This window comes from Acholeplasma oculi (genome assembly GCF_900166985.1).
GTDB classification, from domain to species: domain Bacteria; phylum Bacillota_I; class Bacilli_A; order Acholeplasmatales; family Acholeplasmataceae; genus Acholeplasma; species Acholeplasma oculi.
Map to the genome: position 1 here is coordinate 59,847 of NZ_FUZK01000004.1, position 17,858 is coordinate 77,704.

General features: G+C 31.7%; 17 protein-coding genes and 1 other annotated feature. Of the genes, 1 reads left to right on the forward strand and 16 read right to left on the reverse strand.

The window, feature by feature from the left end:
* Positions 1-165: 165 nt before the first annotated feature.
* The gene (locus B5X49_RS07045; RefSeq protein ID WP_045749919.1) at positions 166-582 is read left to right on the forward strand and encodes an HIT family protein; all 417 of its coding nucleotides are present in this window, start codon (positions 166-168) and stop codon (positions 580-582) included.
* Here B5X49_RS07045 and B5X49_RS07050 read toward each other — a convergent pair.
* The 16 genes from B5X49_RS07050 to B5X49_RS07125 form a co-directional block, all read right to left on the reverse strand.
* Positions 563-1,879 carry a sensor histidine kinase gene (locus B5X49_RS07050; protein ID WP_045749920.1) on the reverse strand — a complete coding sequence of 439 codons (1,317 nt, stop codon included), beginning with the start codon at positions 1,877-1,879 and terminating at the stop codon, positions 563-565. The two genes, B5X49_RS07045 and B5X49_RS07050, sit on opposite strands and share 20 nt — an antisense overlap.
* Positions 1,876-2,526 carry a response regulator transcription factor gene (locus B5X49_RS07055; protein ID WP_045749921.1) on the reverse strand — a complete coding sequence of 217 codons (651 nt, stop codon included), beginning with the start codon at positions 2,524-2,526 and terminating at the stop codon, positions 1,876-1,878. The genes B5X49_RS07050 and B5X49_RS07055 overlap by 4 nt, the downstream gene beginning before the upstream one ends.
* Positions 2,527-2,749: 223 nt before the next feature.
* The gene (gene serS, locus B5X49_RS07060) at positions 2,750-4,021 is read right to left on the reverse strand and encodes a serine--tRNA ligase (protein WP_045749922.1); all 1,272 of its coding nucleotides are present in this window, start codon (positions 4,019-4,021) and stop codon (positions 2,750-2,752) included.
* Between the two features lie 47 nt (positions 4,022-4,068).
* Positions 4,069-4,269, reverse strand: a binding site (T-box leader).
* A gap of 47 nt (positions 4,270-4,316) precedes the next feature.
* The gene (locus B5X49_RS07065; RefSeq protein ID WP_045749923.1) at positions 4,317-6,629 is read right to left on the reverse strand and encodes an ABC transporter ATP-binding protein/permease; all 2,313 of its coding nucleotides are present in this window, start codon (positions 6,627-6,629) and stop codon (positions 4,317-4,319) included.
* Positions 6,630-6,635: 6 nt separating this feature from the next.
* Positions 6,636-7,262 carry a TetR/AcrR family transcriptional regulator gene (locus tag B5X49_RS07070; RefSeq protein ID WP_052670139.1) on the reverse strand — a complete coding sequence of 209 codons (627 nt, stop codon included), beginning with the start codon at positions 7,260-7,262 and terminating at the stop codon, positions 6,636-6,638.
* Positions 7,263-7,429: 167 nt separating this feature from the next.
* Positions 7,430-7,981: a hypothetical protein gene (locus B5X49_RS07075; protein WP_045749924.1), complete on the reverse strand. Its 552-nt coding sequence runs from the start codon at positions 7,979-7,981 to the stop codon at positions 7,430-7,432.
* A gap of 26 nt (positions 7,982-8,007) precedes the next feature.
* Positions 8,008-8,871 carry a class II fructose-1,6-bisphosphate aldolase gene (fba, locus tag B5X49_RS07080; protein WP_045749925.1) on the reverse strand — a complete coding sequence of 288 codons (864 nt, stop codon included), beginning with the start codon at positions 8,869-8,871 and terminating at the stop codon, positions 8,008-8,010.
* Positions 8,872-8,938: 67 nt separating this feature from the next.
* Positions 8,939-10,555: a CTP synthase gene (gene pyrG / locus B5X49_RS07085; RefSeq protein WP_045749926.1), complete on the reverse strand. Its 1,617-nt coding sequence runs from the start codon at positions 10,553-10,555 to the stop codon at positions 8,939-8,941.
* A 173-nt stretch (positions 10,556-10,728) separates the two neighbouring features.
* Positions 10,729-11,274 carry a DNA-directed RNA polymerase subunit delta gene (gene rpoE, locus B5X49_RS07090; protein ID WP_045749927.1) on the reverse strand — a complete coding sequence of 182 codons (546 nt, stop codon included), beginning with the start codon at positions 11,272-11,274 and terminating at the stop codon, positions 10,729-10,731.
* A gap of 81 nt (positions 11,275-11,355) precedes the next feature.
* A complete protein-coding gene (gene recR, locus B5X49_RS07095; protein ID WP_045749928.1) occupies positions 11,356-11,943 on the reverse strand; it encodes a recombination mediator RecR in 588 nt (195 codons plus the stop codon).
* Positions 11,943-12,233, reverse strand: coding sequence for a YbaB/EbfC family nucleoid-associated protein (locus B5X49_RS07100; RefSeq protein ID WP_045749929.1), 291 nt, complete (start codon positions 12,231-12,233; stop codon positions 11,943-11,945). The genes recR and B5X49_RS07100 overlap by 1 nt, the downstream gene beginning before the upstream one ends.
* A 3-nt stretch (positions 12,234-12,236) precedes the next feature.
* A complete protein-coding gene (gene dnaX / locus B5X49_RS07105; protein ID WP_045749930.1) occupies positions 12,237-13,922 on the reverse strand; it encodes a DNA polymerase III subunit gamma/tau in 1,686 nt (561 codons plus the stop codon).
* 61 nt (positions 13,923-13,983) lie between these two features.
* Positions 13,984-15,330 (reverse strand): tRNA uridine-5-carboxymethylaminomethyl(34) synthesis GTPase MnmE, encoded by a 1,347-nt coding sequence (gene mnmE / locus B5X49_RS07110; RefSeq protein ID WP_045749931.1) that lies wholly within the window; start codon positions 15,328-15,330, stop codon positions 13,984-13,986.
* Between the two features lie 14 nt (positions 15,331-15,344).
* Entirely contained in the window at positions 15,345-15,890 is a 546-nt protein-coding gene (locus tag B5X49_RS07115; protein ID WP_052670140.1) for an MgtC/SapB family protein, read from the reverse strand.
* Positions 15,891-15,911: 21 nt separating this feature from the next.
* Entirely contained in the window at positions 15,912-16,853 is a 942-nt protein-coding gene (locus B5X49_RS07120; RefSeq protein WP_045749932.1) for a DHH family phosphoesterase, read from the reverse strand.
* Positions 16,834-17,790 (reverse strand): DHH family phosphoesterase, encoded by a 957-nt coding sequence (locus B5X49_RS07125; protein ID WP_045749933.1) that lies wholly within the window; start codon positions 17,788-17,790, stop codon positions 16,834-16,836. The genes B5X49_RS07120 and B5X49_RS07125 overlap by 20 nt, the downstream gene beginning before the upstream one ends.
* Between the last annotated feature and the right edge of the window lie 68 nt (positions 17,791-17,858).

The following is a 17,858-nucleotide window of genomic DNA, read 5'->3' on the forward strand; positions in this document are numbered from 1 at the left end:
CCTACCCTTCTTGATAACTCATATAAATTATATCACTTAAAGTTATTACATACAAGTAAACTCTTGGCCTAAGCTCTGTGTTTCGTATCGAATATGTGAATATTTTAGTGCATTCCTTTGATATAATGAAGATATAATAAAAATCAGTCTTAGAAAGGATTTAAAATGAAAACTATATTTGAACAAATTATTGAAAGAACAATTCCTGCACATATTGTCTATGAAGATGAATTAGTGATTGCATTTCTGGATATTACACAAGCAACAGAAGGACATACACTTGTTGTAACCAAAGAACCCTATCCTTCTATATTTGAAGTACCTGAATCTGTAATATCACATCTGTTTATGATTGTTAAAAAATTAAGTCTAGGACTCAAGAAGGCATTTGATTTAAAGGGTTTAAATATCCTTAATAATAATGGTCCTGTTGCAGGACAAACTGTATTTCATTATCATGTACATTTAATTCCAAGATATCAAAAGGATGAAGTACAATTCAAACTTAATAACCATATGGCTAATCTAGATTCCGAAAGGTATAAAAAAAGAGCAGCAATGATTATTGCAGCTCTATCGTAAATAGGACACCATTTGCGTGATTCTGTACAGAAACCTTTAGTCCAAATCTGTCCATCGTTTCTTTAACGATTGCTAAACCTAAACCAAATTGTCCTTTACTACCCTTTTCATATGCTTTAAATATTTTAGGTAATACATTTTCTTCTATAGGCTCTCCATCATTAAAGATGGTGAGCTTTTTATTTTTTAATTGAATCATAATCTTAGTTTTTACATAACGAACTGCATTATCCACAATATTTGATATTGCAACATAACATGCATCTTTAACCATCACATGTTGCCAGTCCTCATCAATATCTAAAATTATTTTTTTATCTGTAATATATTTGTAGTGATTCACCACTTGATGAATAATTTCTTTAAATGAAGTAAGTTCAAATTGATCTTCAGCATCAATATATCCGATTTTACGATACTCAATAATTTGTCGGACCTTTTTAGTTAGAACATCCGATTGTTTAATAATTAAAGCTGCTGCTTCTTTATCTTCTATACCATCTAAAATAGCCTCTGCATAAGACTTGATGACTGCAATCGGAGTTTTTAAGTCATGTCCTAAGTTTTGAATCATTTCTTTCTTAGTTTCTTCATAACTTTTAATTTCTGCTCGCATATTATCAATCGTCTTAGATAGAGAAACAATTTCTTCAGCAGCATTTTCAATGCTTACTTCTGTTTGATAATCATCATAAACCATTTGATCCACTTTTTCTTGTAGTTCTTTTAGTTTACCAACGGTATGAGAACTCCAAAGCCATATAATGACATTACCTAACACCAATATATTTAAGAATGCAATGGTTGTATAAAAAGGAATATTACCTGTCATATCCGTGATGAATTGTTGTGTGTTTGACATGACAAAAATTCCATATTTAGGTTGACCTATTGGGTTAACAATTTGTCCCATATAACTAATATTATCCATACGTGTATAAGGAATATTTTTAATGTCAAATGGCTGACCTGGTTTAAAGTTTTCTTGCATCATTTTATTCATGAGTAAGTTAAGTTCTTGTTCTGGAATATTGTTGTAAGAATATGCAAATACTTCACCTTCTTTAATAACGAAATAATCATTATAAACTGTTTCATTATCAAAATTAAAGGTATTTGAATTGGGTTGGTAACTTCCCTTAACTTCTTCAAAATAGTTCGTTAAAAAGGCTCTATTTTGATTTTCGTAAGCTTTATCAAATGTTAAGTTGATGATAAAAAGAAAAACCACACAACCAAGTAATGTGACAAATGAAAATATGATATTGATTTGTGTGGTTAATTTCAATTGATTCATAATAGTCTATAGCCGTACCCATAAATTGTTTCTATTCTTAATAATGGCATTTTAGAACGAAGTCTTCTCAATAAGTCATCAACAACACGGTCAGAACCGACATAGTTTTTACCCCAAATGGTTTCTAGTAAGAGTGTACGTTCAATGGGTTGTTGCTTATTCTTAAGGAATACTAATAACATTTCAAATTCTTTATTGGTTAATTCTATTTGTTTATCTCCGTGTCTGATTTCTCTGGAGTCTAATTGAATAGAATAATCACTATAAGAAATAACACCTGGTCTAGAGTTCTTTCTCTTTAGAACTGCTTTAACTCTTAAAATGAGTTCTCTTGGTGAAAATGGTTTTGCAAGATAATCATCAGATCCTAATTCAAGACCTTTAATCTTATCTAATGCTTGGTCTCTTGCTGATGTGAATATAATTGCTGCATCTGGATTGGATTGGTTGATTGCTTTAATTAAATCAAACCCATCGACTTCACCTGTTAACATGATATCTAAAATCCATAAATCGACCGTATCTGCAGCATGTTTAATTGCTGTTTCACCATCATAAAATACTGTAACATCATAGTTTTCTCTTGTTAAGTATTTTCTTATAATCTCAGATAAATCTCTTTCATCTTCAACATAATAAATTTTCATATATTGTTTACTCCTCTTTACCCTATTTGATATATTAATTTTATCACATAATTTGAAACTGACAGTAAATAAAAGAATAGCCACCTAACTAAGAAAGCTTAATTAGATGGCTACTCGAGAGAGAAAAATGAAGTATCTATAGTATATAATGGTTTAATTTAATACTCAATCATTGCTGTAAATAATGTAAATTCTTGTAATAAATACCATGATTGTTTATAAATTACTTGATGAGGTTTGTTTTCATATATGGAACTAATACATCCGGAATGGTAATTGTTCCATCTGCATTTTGATAGTTTTCCATAATCGCAATCATCGTTCTACCCACTGCAAGTCCAGATCCATTTAATGTATGTACAAACTCTGTTCTAGCCTCTTTATTTCGTTTAAAGCGAATGTTTGCACGTCTTGCTTGAAAGTCTCCTGCGTTAGATATAGATCCAATTTCACGGTACATATTTTGTCCAGGTAACCATACTTCTATATCATATGTTTTAATCATACCAAATCCCATATCTCCTGTAGATAACGTGATCACACGGTAAGGAATGTTTAGGAGTTGTAATACTTTTTCTGAATTTAACAACATTTTTAAATGTTCTTCATTAGAATCCTCAGGCGTTGTAAACTTAATCAATTCTACTTTGTTGAATTGATGTTGTCTTAAAATCCCTTTCGTATCTCTACCAGCAGAACCCGCTTCACTTCTAAATGCACTTGTATATGCTACATATTTGATTGGTAATTCATTCATATCGATGATTTCATCACGATATAAATTAATCGTTGGTACTTCAGCTGTTGGGTTTAAATACCAATCAAATCCTTCTAATTTAAATGCATCTTCTTTAAACTTAGGAAATTGTCCTGTACCAAACATACTTTTTTCATTCACAATATATGGTGGAATAATTTCTTTATATCCATGCTCAAATGCATGTAAATCCATCATAAATTGGATTAAACTTCTTTCAAGTCTTGCACCTAAACCTTTATCCACAACAAATCTAGGTCCTGTGATTTTAGTTGCTCGTTCAAAATCAAGTATCCCTAGTGCTTCACCTAATGCCACGTGGTCTTTAATCTCAAAATCAAAAGAACGGATTGTTCCCCATTTTTTGATCTCAATATTAAATGTTTCATCTTTACCAACTGGTACATCATCGCTTGGAATATTGGGTGTGATGGATAAGAGTTCAAACATTCTAAACTCAAGTGTAGATAGTTTTTCTTCTAAACTTGGTATTAAAACCTTTGCATCCTCAACTTCTTTTAATAAATTCTCAATCGGTTTTTGTTCCCTTTTGTATTGTCCAATAAGCTTAGATAATTCATTACGTTTAGCTTTTAAGCCTTCAACCTCTTGAATCACTAATTTTCTTTCTTCTTGAAGTTTAGGAATTTCGTAAAGATATGAAAAGTCCCCACCTTTTTGGTTAAGTTTTTCAACTACTAAATCTATATTTTCTGTTACATATTTTAAATCCAACATCTTGTTTTCCTCCTTATATAAATAAAAGTCCTTAGACTAAAAATGAGTCTAAGGACGAAATAATTTTTCCGTGGTGCCACCCTAATTCTATGATTACATAGCGCTTTACTGTTTGATAACGGAAACAATCCCGGATGTTATTAGCATCACTCCAGAGTGGATTAATTTTAAAGCTTATGTTCTGTTTTCACCAACCACAGACTCTCTAATCATCTAGCATTTAAAATGAGCTCTTTCTTCGTGTTAAATCTATTATACAATATTTTAATTGTAGTTTCTATATAAAGTGAATGGATTATTCACTTCTAAGTGCAACAACAGGGTCTTTCTTAGCTGCAATTCTTGAAGGGATTAAACCTGCAATGAATGTTAATGTGATTGAAATGACAACCAATAGAATGGCGTGTAGATAGAATAGATTCGCAATATTTGAATTACCTGTTGGTTCTTCTAAAAATATATTAATAACAGGGATTATTGCATAAGTAATCATAACACCTAAGAGTCCTGCAACAAATCCAATGAGAATTGCTTCTGCATTAAATACGCGAGATATATCTTTCTTTCTTGCACCAATGGATCTTAATACACCAATTTCTTTGGTTCTTTCTAATACACTTGTATAAGTAATTATACCAATCATGACTGAGGATACAAATAATGAGATGGATGCAAATGCAACCAATACTGCAGAAACGGAATCCATTACTGTTTTAATCATACTTACAGCAACAGCAACATTATCTGTATAGTTGATTTGATCATCTTCATCTAAACCTTCATTATAGGCATCTAGAATTTCAACAATATTTGCTTTATCATCAAAACTATTTGGATAGATTAATATGGTGTTAGGAAGATCAATACCACCTAATTCATATAACACATCTTCTTTATCTTTTAAAGGATTAAAGACAACACCTTGAATAACGGATGTTTCGGATGCTCTTTGTGCAACTACTACATCAGAAACATTATTTTTAGCAAGTACATCGGTTGCAACTAATGGTGTGTAAATAATAGATTCATTCACTTGTACAAGGTTCGTATTTGTTTTTACAATACCCGCAATTCTAACTGTAATGACATCACTTGAATTTGAATTATAAATCGTTTTTAAATCTTCTAAATTGTTGGTTGTATTTTTAGGTACATACTGTGTTCCATTATAAGTATAGTATGCGTTGTTTGTATAGACTTTAAATTCTTTACCAACGATATCTTCAAATGGTACTACTTGATCTGTTGGAAGTCCTAAGAAGGTTAGAATTTCTTTTGGAAGTTTATGTTCTCTATTAACAACTAATAATGCTTCGTGTGCATCCACATTATAATATGTACCATGAACAACATCAAAGAAGTCGTTAACAAACTCATATGCATAAGCACTTTGAGTGACATAACTTCTACCACTTGACCCTAATGAGCCTTGTGATCTTGGGTTGGTATAGAGTGTGTCACCTGCCATATAATAATACTGTCCAGTAAAACCATATTGATAAACAATAGACCCATACTGATTTAAATCAGATGTTTCTAAATACTCAATATATTCTTCAGATATATCATTTGTAGATAAACCTCTAGATACCTCAGGTTCATATCCTAAGACACCACCCTCAATTGGAGGTAGTGGGTTTAACTGTTGACGATTGGACATCATAATATCACTGATATCAATATAAGATCTGCTAACCTGTAATGGAAGACCAGCGAAGGTTCCTCTTTCCATGTTATTTAAATAGTCTGTAAATCCGTATTGGAGTGACATAACTAAAGCAACACCAATAATACCAATAGAGCCTGCTAATGCGGTTATAAGCGTTCTAACCTTTTTAGTTAACATGTTTTTAAATGATAAACTTAAGGCAGTTAAGTAACTCATACTTGACTTACTTACTGTATTTTCTAATCGGTCTTTACGTTTGACTTCAAATGGATTGGAATCACTTGTGACTAAACCATCTTTTAATGTAACGATTCTATTTGCATATTTTTTAGCGAGTTCTCCATTATGTGTAACCATAATGATTAATTTATCTTCAGATATTTCAGTTAATAAATTCATAATATCTACAGATGTTTCAGAATCAAGTGCACCTGTTGGTTCATCTGCAAGAATAATTGATGGATTATTAATTAATGCTCTAGCAATTGATACTCTTTGTTGTTGTCCACCGGATAATTGATTCGGTTTTTTCTTCATGTGGTCTTTTAATCCCACACGTGTTAAGACTTCAATCGCACGTCTTTTTCTTTCTTCTTTAGAAACACCAGATAATGTTTGAGCAAGCTCAACATTCGATAATACGTCTAAATGTGCAATCAGGTTATAGTTTTGAAAGACAAATCCAATTCTATGGTTACGATATGCATCCCAGTCTTTATCTTTATAATTTTTAGTTGAGACATTATCAATAATAATATCCCCACTGGTGTATCGGTCTAGTCCACCTATTAAATTAAGTAATGTTGTTTTACCTGAACCGGATTGTCCAAGTATAGCAACAAACTCATGTTTTCTAAAATTTAAATTGATACTATTAAGTGCGGTAAATGTTTGTTCACCGATAATATAATGTTTCTTTAAATCTTTAATTTCTAGCATGTTGTTTTACTCCTTCCACGAGTTGATGAGTCTTTGAAATATTTTTTGTCTGTTTTTTTTATCGTCTAAGTATCCCATTTTATGATCAATCATTCTTGATAGAAAATGATTAACTAAAATGCTTTTTAACATATAACTTTCTAATTCAATATCAATAGAACCAATTTCGCCTTGATGAATTTTTTCTGTCAATAGTTTTGGAAACCAACCTAAGGATTCAAAGATGATTTCGTGCATATCACAATCTGTTAAATCTTTATGCTTCCATAGTTCAAAAATGAGTATTTTAAGTTCATTGAAGTGTGCTTCAATGACTTCAGTGACTTGTTTAAAAATGTCTTCTAGAATATCATTAAGTTGCATGGACGAATAACCTTTCTTTCTATCTTCCATTTCCTTAATAATCATCTCAAAGGATTCTTCACTAATGACTTTAAACAGTTCATCCTTACCGCCTGGAAAATAATGATATATTAATCCTTGTGCTGTATCAATGGATTGATTAATATCACGAATGGACGTTCCATGAAAGCCATATTTAGAAAAGTTTTTGATAGCTGCTTGAATAATTTTACTTCTAGTTTCTAATGCTTGTTGTTCTCGTTGTGGTTTTTTGTCTTTAAACTGATCCATGAATTGACCTCCTTTGAACGTTTGTTCAATGAATTTTAACATGTTCATAGATATCTCTACAATGTTTTTGCATGATTATGTGTAAAATCATAGTTTTAACTTCAATTTATAGACTCTATAAAAAAAGGTATGTTACAGCAATCGCCATAACATACCTTTAATTATTTTTATAATATACCTAACTCATCTGCAATCTCAAGATATAAACTATCAATTGGATAATATTCTAGGTTGTGTTTTTTAAATATCTTAGCAGACTCTAAATCTAGCTTTTGATACATCGTATCATCGATAACTTCTTTCTTAGCAATTTTATCGAGTAACTCTGCTTCAAAATTTAAGAAAAACTCCATCGCTTCTTGATCATAGGTATCTAAATCAAGTAATTCGTGTTGGAAATCAATCGTATTTAAAAGTAAATTGATTTTTTTAGCATCTAAATTGAGTGCTAAATAATCATTTTGATAATACTTATTAAGGATTGCTTTTATCTCTTCAATTTGTTGATGAACATATTGAAAACCAAAGACAAAGTTCACATGGTCGTCATCAGAATAATTAGGATCATCAATGAGTCTATCATATAAATGATCAATCACATTTAATACATTTTCAAATCTAAAAATAAGTAGTGAATCTAGTTTTTTTAGGTTTGAAATGAAATCATCGTGTTCTAACTTCCAACCTGCATACTCGCTATAGATTAATTCATCACGCATGGATATTCCTCAATTCTTGATATCATTTAAGCTTTGTTGACAGATCCAAACATTGTTAATTTATTTTTAACAACTTCTTTCATAGCTTTATAGCCTGGGTCAAGAAGTTTTCTTGGGTCAAATCCTTTAGCTTCTAAGTCTTTACCTGCTTCAATGTATTTACGAGTTGCATCAGCAAATGCTAATTGTAATTCAGTGTTTACATTGATTTTCGCAATACCTAATGAGATTGCTTTTTTGATTTGATCTTCAGGAATACCTGTTCCACCATGTAATACTAATGGAACGCCTGCTGTCACTTCATTAACAGTTTTTAATACATCAAATCTTAATCCTGGCCAGTTTGCAGGATATTTACCATGGATATTACCAATACCTGCTGCAAATAAATCTACACCAGTTTCAGCAATAATACGGCATTCTTCTGGATCAGCAACTTCACCTAATCCAACAACTCCGTCTTCTTCTCCACCAATAGAACCTACTTCAGCTTCTACAGATACGCCAACTGCATGTGCAACTGCAACAACTTCTTTAGTTTTTTGAAGATTTTCTTCAAATGGATAATGAGAACCATCAAACATAACAGATGTAAATCCAGCACGAATAGCACGGAATGCACCTTCATATGTACCATGGTCTAAATGAACTGCAACAGGAACAGTGATCTTCATAGCTTTATCTAATGTAGATACCATTGCCATAACGTTTTCATATCCACCCATGTATTTAGCAGCACCTTCAGATACCCCTAAAATTACAGGTGATTTTAATTCTTGTACAGTTGTTAAAACTGCTTTAATCCATTCTAAGTTATTGATGTTGATTTGTGCAACAGCATAACCTTCGGCTTTCGCCTTTTGTAACATTTCTTTTGCGGAAACTAACATTTTTGAATCCTCCTTATCGTTTTAGCCAATAGATATTATATATCTAATTGTCTTTTATTACAAACATTTAGGTAATCTTTGGCTCAATTTTGGTATTTTTTAGAGACATTTCTATAAAATCTATAAATAACGGGTGTGGTCTTAAAGGTCTTGATAAAAATTCTGGATGAAACTGTACAGCAACAAACCAAGGGTGATTTTTAACCTCAATAATTTCTACTAAGTTTTTCTCCGGATTGATACCACTTACAACAAAATCAGAGCTTTTAAAAAGATCTAAATATGCGTTATTAAATTCATAACGATGACGATGTCTTTCATAGATAGATGTTTTTTGATATGCACGTTTAGCAAGTGTACCTTCTTTTAAATCACATTTAAATAATCCAAGTCTAAGTGTACCACCTAAATCATCATTGTTTTCTTTTTGTATCGTTATTAAAGGCATTTTAGTTTCAGGGTCTATTTCTGTTGTTTCAGCCTCTTTATACCCTAACACATTTCTTGCATATTCGATACTTGCAAGTTGCATACCATAACATATTCCAAAGAATGGAATGTTGTGGGTTCTAGCATATTCTATAGATAGTATTTTTCCTTCGGTCGCTCTTTTCCCAAAACCACCAGGAACTAAAATACCATCACAATTTTTAAGTGCATCTGCAACGTTATCTGCATGAATCTTTTCAGCATTTAACCATTTAATCTTAACTTCCGTATCATGATAAAACCCTGCATGTTTTAAAGATTCTGAAACAGATAAGTATGCATCTTGAAGTGAAACATATTTACCAACTAAACCAATTGTTACTTTATGTTTTAAGTTTTTAATCTTATGAATTAAATCTTCCCATGGTTGCATGTTAGATTCATTTTCATTAGATAAATTAAAATGTTTTAAAACATAATCATCAATTTTTTGTTGTTTGAAATTTAGAATAATCTCATAGATTACATCCACATCTAAAGACTCAAATACGGCTTCTTTATCCACATCACAAAATAATGCAATCTTTTCTTTAACTTCTTTAATAATCTTAACCTCACTACGAAGAATAATCATATCCGGTTGAATCCCTAAGGATCTTAATTCTTTAACGGAGTGTTGTGTTGGCTTGGTTTTAATTTCATTAGAGGCTTTTAAGAAAGGCACTAATGTATTATGGATGTAAAGTGTATTTTGATATCCAAAATCTCTTCTTGCTTGACGAATAGCTTCTAAATAAGGAAGAGATTCTATATCTCCTACCGTACCACCAATTTCAGTAATAATAATATCAGCCTTAGATGTTTTAGCGGCTTCTTTTAATTTTAACTTAATTTCATCGGTGATATGTGGAATAACTTGAACAGTTGCACCTAAATAATCACCTCTTCTTTCTTTTTGTAACACAGATTGATAAATCTTACCTGTTGTTACAGAGGATTCTTTAGAAAGATTGACATCAATAAAACGCTCATAATGTCCTAAATCAAGATCCGTTTCAGCACCATCATCTGTAACAAACACTTCTCCGTGTTGATAAGGACTCATCGTTCCAGGGTCCACATTAATATAAGGATCAAATTTTTGAATGAATACCTTATAACCTCTTGATTTTAATAATTGGCCGATTGCTGATGCACTAATGCCTTTACCTAAAGATGATACAACGCCACCTGTAACAAAAATGAACTTTGTCATTACGTACTCCTTTTCTTTAAAAATATAAAAGTCTCCTAAAAATAGGAGACTTCGCTTTCTTTGGTTTTATGTGTGCCCTTCTTTATTGTATCAAAGCAAGCACATAGTTTCAACTATAAACTTATAAAATCATAATTATTTATTTTCTAAAAAGAAAAAGAGGTTTTACCCTCTTATTCATCATACATATCTTCGTAGTCATCCATGATGTCGTTATAATCGTCTTCATCATAATCGTCATCAAGATCTAAGTCAATATCATCAAGACCTTCATCTTCATCTGTTGTTTCAAGGTCAAGACCTACATCAACATATGCTTTTTCTTCCTTGATTTCTTCATCTAAATCTTCTAGATCTTCATCTTCAAGTTCTTCTTCAACTTCTTCAACATCAGCTAAATTGAACTCAGAGAAGTCAATTTCATCCTCATCAATTTCTTCAACTTCTTCAGGTTGAATAAATGCATATCCATCCTTATCCCAAAATTCTAAGTGTCCATCTTTTAATGCCCACTTATCATCCCCTACAAAGACAAATTTGCCTGACATTGTAATATCTATGTATAATTGAGTCATTTGATCTACATCTTGAGTATCTAAACCCTTTAATGTAGCTGCTTTTTCAATTAAGTCATAAATGGAGATTGGCTCTTTGTTTTCTTTAAGAATATTTTCGATGATGTCTAACAAAGACAATTCATTTATTTTTTCGCTAGCCATTTTTACACCCTCCTAAAAACCGTCTATATTGTATATTAAAGTTACAAATAATGCAACAACTTTTTGAAATTAAAATAGATTTTAATACTTTTGACGGTTTTCAACAGCTTTTATGAGCGTTAATTGGTCCGCATATTTCAAATCTGCACCTACTGGAAGTCCATAACCCAATCTTGAGATGGTTAATCCTTCACGGGATAATAGTGTTTTAATATACTGTGCGGTGAGTTCACCTTCAACAGTAGAGTTGGTTGCTATAATGATTTCTTTAGTGTCTTTAATTCTTATTGCTAATGCATCAATGTTTAAATCTTTAGGTTCAATTCCTCTAGAAAAGTCGATTAAACCATTTAAAACATGATATTTTCCAAAAAAGGTTTGTGTTTTTTCAATAGCAAACACATCTTTAGAATCGGATAAAACCATAATGGTTTCATCACTTCGATTGTGATTTTTACAAATATCACATGTTTCATCATCTGTTAATAAACCACATGTTTTACAGTACTTAATCGATGTTTTTAAGTCTTTTAAGTGACTGCCAAATAGCTCGAGTTCATCTTGTTCTAATTGTGTTAAATAAAGTGCCAGGCGTTCGGCACTTTTTTCACCAATACCTGGAAGTTTTTTTAAATCCAGGATGAGATCAAGAATAATCTTAGGATACATTAGAAACCAAATCCGCCCATGCCGCCAGTAAATTGACCCATGGTTGACTCTTGTTCTTTATCAATTTGATGAAGTGCATCATTTACTGCAAGTAATACTGCATCTTGTAGTAATTCAACTTCATCTAAAAGTTCTGGATTGATTTTAACATCAATCACTTGGCGTGTACCTTGCATAATGACTTCAACACCAGATGCTTTACCAATAAATTCACGAGATTGTAACGCTTCTTGTGCCTCTTCCATTTGCTTTTGTAATTTTTTAATCTTATTAATCATTGCTGGATTCATATATTATTCCTCTACTTTCACGATTTCTTTTCCAAAATATGTTTCTGCAAAATCCACAAGTGGATCTTTTTCTAGAACTACATTTTTTTCTTCTACTAACTTTTCATATAAATGTAAATCAATAGGTTTCAGTTTAGGTTTAGATGTACCTGAGTTATATTGATTTGCATAATCTGATTTTAAAATGAGCCAGTCTGGTTTGATAATAGCAACATAATCTTTAACCAACTCTGTTTTTTGATTCAGTATTTGTAATACCTTTTCTTTAGTATCTTTTCTAAGCATTGTTTCTGCTGAGAAAAGATCATCATAGACAAGTAACATGGTATCTTGGCTACATGCCTCAAGTGAACCTTCATATAATAAACTTGCAATACCTCTTAAACTTGGATCATCATAGTTTGCTAATTGATCCCACCCTTTTTTAAGGAGTGCTCTTTTTTCTCTATTACCGTTGTTTAAGATGTTTTCAACATCACTAACTGTAACAAGTGGTTTTAAATCGAGTGCTTTATTTTCTTGACGTTCTATTTTGGATTGTTTAATCTGTTCTTTAACTTGAATACTAATCTTTTCTTCAAGCTTTTGAATATGAGATTCTAGTTGTGTTAATTTTTGTTCAAAATCAACCATCAATACAGATTCATGATTGATCATTTTAATGAGTGCTAACTCTAAGTATGCACGTTTGGATGTTGTAAATTTAAGTTCTTGTTGTAAACCATTTAAAATATCTAAGTATGCATAAACTAAAGGTGTTGGTATAAGTTTTAAATCCGGATATTTAATATTGGTTCTAATCTTATCTAATAAAACATCTCTTAGTGCCAGAATAATATCTGAGACCATACGTGATATATCTTTTCCATCACTTATGATTTGATTCATAAATTCTAGTACTTTTTGAGGTTGTCTTTGGAAGATTAATTTAATCAAATCATTAATAAATCTTCTCGATAATCCACCTGATACTTGATAAACATCTTCTTCAGTAATTTTTTCGTTTGTAAATGATACAACTTGATCTAGTAAACTGAGTGCATCTCTCATCCCACCTTCAGATGTGATTGCGATTGCTTTTAAAGCGTCCTCATCAATAGATAAGCCTTCTTCTAAAACAATTTTTCTTAAGTTATCTTCAATATCTTTTTCTTCAATATTTTTGAAATCAAATCGTTGACATCTAGAAAGAATGGTTGCTGGTACTTTATGTGGTTCAGTTGTTGCTAAAATGAAGACAACATACTTAGGTGGTTCTTCGAGTGTTTTTAATAATGCATTAAATGCTTGTTGCGTCAGCATATGGACTTCATCGATAATATAGACTTTATATTTACCTACAGAAGGTGCATATTTAACCTTATCTCTTAAGTCTCTAATCTCATCGACACCATTATTGGATGCAGCATCAATTTCAATGACATCTGAAACATCGTTTTTATCAATACCTTGACAAATATCACAAACGCCACAAGGTTCACTGGTTGGATATGTTCTACAGTTTAATGCTTTAGCAACAATTTTTGCTATAGAGGTTTTACCTGTTCCTCTAGGACCTGAGAAAATATATGCATGTGCAAATTTCTCATGAAGGAGTGCGTTTTGTAAGGTTTGTACAATCACTTTTTGTCCATAAACATCCGAAAAACGTTTCGGTCTGTATGTTCTATATAGTGCAACATAACTCATAAATTGTTACCCCCTTTGGCATTTTGTTACATCATTATATCATATATAATGAGATTTATTTCTATTTTCCAAGACAGAACTTTGTAAATAATTCTGTCAGTAAATCACCATATTGGTGGTTACCTAAAATTTCACCTAAAGTATTCCATGCTCTGGTTAAATCAATCAAATATAAATCCACAGGCATCTCTTTAGCGATGGCGTCTATAACGCTTTCTAGGGCATTTTTAGCCTCTTTTAGTTTTTGGATGTGTCTCATGTTCGATAAGTAGTTAAAGTCTTTATCTAAAAGGTTATCGAGTTTAAGTGTTTTTAAGATTTCTTTTTCTAAAGTCTCTATACCTTCTTTTTTTAAGACAGATATATCGATTGCTTGTTGGATCTTTAATTTTCTAGGTAAGTCGCTTTTATTACCTATAATAATTCTTGTTTTATGTTGAGTGAGTTCTAATAATTCTAAATCCTCAGGTGTAAGTTCAACTGAAGTATCTAAGACGAGTAAAATAAGTTCTGCATCTTTAATCGCTTTTTTACTTCTATCGATTCCAATACTTTCAATAAAATCATTTGAGGTTCTAATACCTGCTGTATCTACTAAATGTAGTGTTACACCTTGTAGATTAATATATGCATCAATGGTATCTCTTGTTGTACCTTCTATGTCTGAAACAATGGCTCTTTCTTCGTTTAAAAGTGCATTTAACAAACTAGATTTACCGACATTAGGTCGACCAATAATAACTGTTTTAACGCCATCTCTAATTAATTGAGTTTTCTTTGAGTGTATGAGAATATGATTAATTTCTTCAAGTAAATCGACCACTCTAGGATAAATGATTTCATGACTCATAACGATTGCATCGTCATATTCAGGATAATCAATATTCACCTCAATTTGAGCAATCATCGTCAATACTTTTGATTTAAGTGAATCTATTAAAGCACTGGTTTCTTTATGGAGTGCTTTATTAGCAACTTTAATCGCATTCTCATTAGTTGCATGAATGATATCCATGATTGCTTCTGCTTGAACCAAATCAATACGTCCATTTAAAAATGCACGTTTAGAAAACTCACCAGGTTCAGCAAGTTTAATACCTGTTTCTAATATACGTTCTAATACAAGTTGTGTAATTAATATGCCACCATGTGTAGATATTTCAACAACATTTTCTTTAGTAAATGATCTAGGTGCAATAAAAACAGAGACCATGACTTCATCTAAAATGGACAAATCTTTATTTAAGATATGTCCATAATGAATGGTATGACTTTGAACATGGTTTAAGTTTTTACCTTTAAATATGGAATTAACTTTTGAAATTGCCTCATCACCTGATACACGAATAACTGAGATTCCGGCTGTACCAAGTGGTGTTGCGATTGCAGCAATTGTATCAAATTGCATAGGACACCTAACTTCTATTTTTTATCTATATGTAACTTTTCAAACTTCTCATCATCGGTAGGTTTAAATGGGTTGACGCCACGTTTTAAGTCTCTTAAGAATATAAATAATACGACAAATACACCAAAGAGTGTACCTTCATATAAATATCCCATACCCAGAACAATACCTAGAAGCGCACTAAACCAAATGGTTGCAGCTGTTGTAATACCGTGTATGATGTTTCTGGAGTCTTTCATAATAACACCAGCCCCAATAAACCCAATACCTGTTACAACTTGTGCAATAATTCTTTGACCTTCAGGGTCTCCAATACCATTAGCTACTTCACTTAAATAACTTGCTCTTTGTACAAAAGAAATCATTAATGCAGATAATCCTACTAAAATATGTGCAGATATACCTGCAGCTTTACCAACGTTTTGTCGTTCCATTCCAATGAAAAATTTAACAATCACAACGACAAACCCAGGTATTAAAATCATGTATAACCATTGTTCCCAAGTAAGAAATGATTGAATCATATCATAGCCATCTGGCATTTGAAATAATGTATGCATCTTATAAATCCCCCTTAAATATTATAACACTTGGTGTACAGTTTCTATAAATTGTGGTAATTCGTCCCAATGATTTAATACTGCACCACTCGCCTTGGCGTGACCCCCGCCACCAAATTGATTTGCAACTTTATCAATATCTGGACCATTTGAACGTAAACGAATACGTACTACATCGCCATCTTCAATAAATATTGCCCATACTTGATATCCTTCGATACCACCTAACATATTAACAACACTACTTGCTTCTTCGTAAGATAAGTTAAACTGGTTTCTAATTGCATCTGTGATCTTTAAATAAATAAATCCTTTATCGGTTGTTATAAAGTTTTGGTAAACAAAACCTTTAAAACGAATCATATCGAGTGTTTCATTAGAAAGAGAACGGTCAATTTCTTCTACATCCGCACCTTTAGTTAATAATAATCCTGCCATTTGGTGCGTTAATTCTGATACCCCACGATATTTAAATCTACCTGTATCTGTAAGTATCCCTGTGTACATTGCAACAGCACCAGGTTTTGTGATTTCAAATGATTTAATCTTTGTAGACATGTAAGCCATCATTTGCGCACATGAAGGGAATGATGTATCGACCCACATCAAATCTCCAAAGTCATCGACTGGAATGTGATGATCAATTTTGATTAATTCTTTACCTAAACTATATTTTTGATTTGAAATACGTTTTGTGTTTGCCGTATCTACAACAATAGATAGTGCCTCTTGGTAAAATGTATCCGGGTATTCATCAACACCAACAACAATATCGGGTCTACCTACAAATGAGACATACTCACTAATTTCTCCTGTAACAAATACTTCTTTTTCAGGAAAAGCATTTTGAATCATATTCTTTAAACCAAACTGAGCACCATAACAGTCCCCATCCGGTCTTACGTGACCAAAGATAATAATTCTTTGGTATTTTTTAATTTTATTATATATTTTTCTTAGCATAAAATTCTTTCATCCTTTCATTAAACGCCTCAATAACTTCATGTGCTTGATCAAAACTCTTAAGTGTTGCTCCACATGCTTGAGCATGTCCACCACCACCAAAGCGTTTTGCTATATCCACAATGGATACTTGTCTACTTCTAAATTCACCAATAATTTCACCATTTTCTTTTTCAGTGAAGTTAGCCCATATATAAACCTCTTCGATACCAGCCATTAAATTGATTGTACCTCGTGAAACACTTGCAAAATCAAGTCCTGACTTTTTGATGATATCTAAATCATTCATTCTGTATGCGACAAATTCTTTTGTTAATTTAAAATCTGCAAACATTTGTTTAATTCTGCGTTTTTCTAATGTTTCTAAATATAAAAAATCATAGATGGTTAAAATATCTACATCATATTTCATCAATTCTGCAGTCATATCAAAAACATGTTTCGCATTTCGGTTTGTGACATATTGGAATCTTCCACTATCACCAATAATGCCTGCATAAAGATGATTTGCAGCCTTTTGGTTCAACTTCAATCCCCATTTTAAAGCAAGATCCACAATGATTTCGCTACATGAAATATATTGATTCCAAGAAATAAATATATCGGGATTTGTATTGGTGTCGTTTAAATGGTGGTCAATAACAACAAGTTTATGTGCTTGTTTGTAACGCTCATCGGAAACTAATGTTTTTTCTGCTGTATCTAAAATAAAAACCAAAGCATTTAAATAGTCTTTATCCTCTATCATATCCATAGTTGCATCAAATGGATATCTATTTTGATCGCCTACAACATAAACTTTTTTATCCGGGAAATTTTCTTTTAAAATTTCTCTAAAACCTAACTGTGAACCGTATGCATCTAAGTCTGGTTGCTTATGCCTGTGGATAATGATTGTCTCATGTCCTTCTATTAATTCTAATATATTTTCTACCATATAAACTCCAATCTCAATAGAGTAGTATAGTATAACACAAATTATGGTTTCTTTCTATAAAAAGCGTT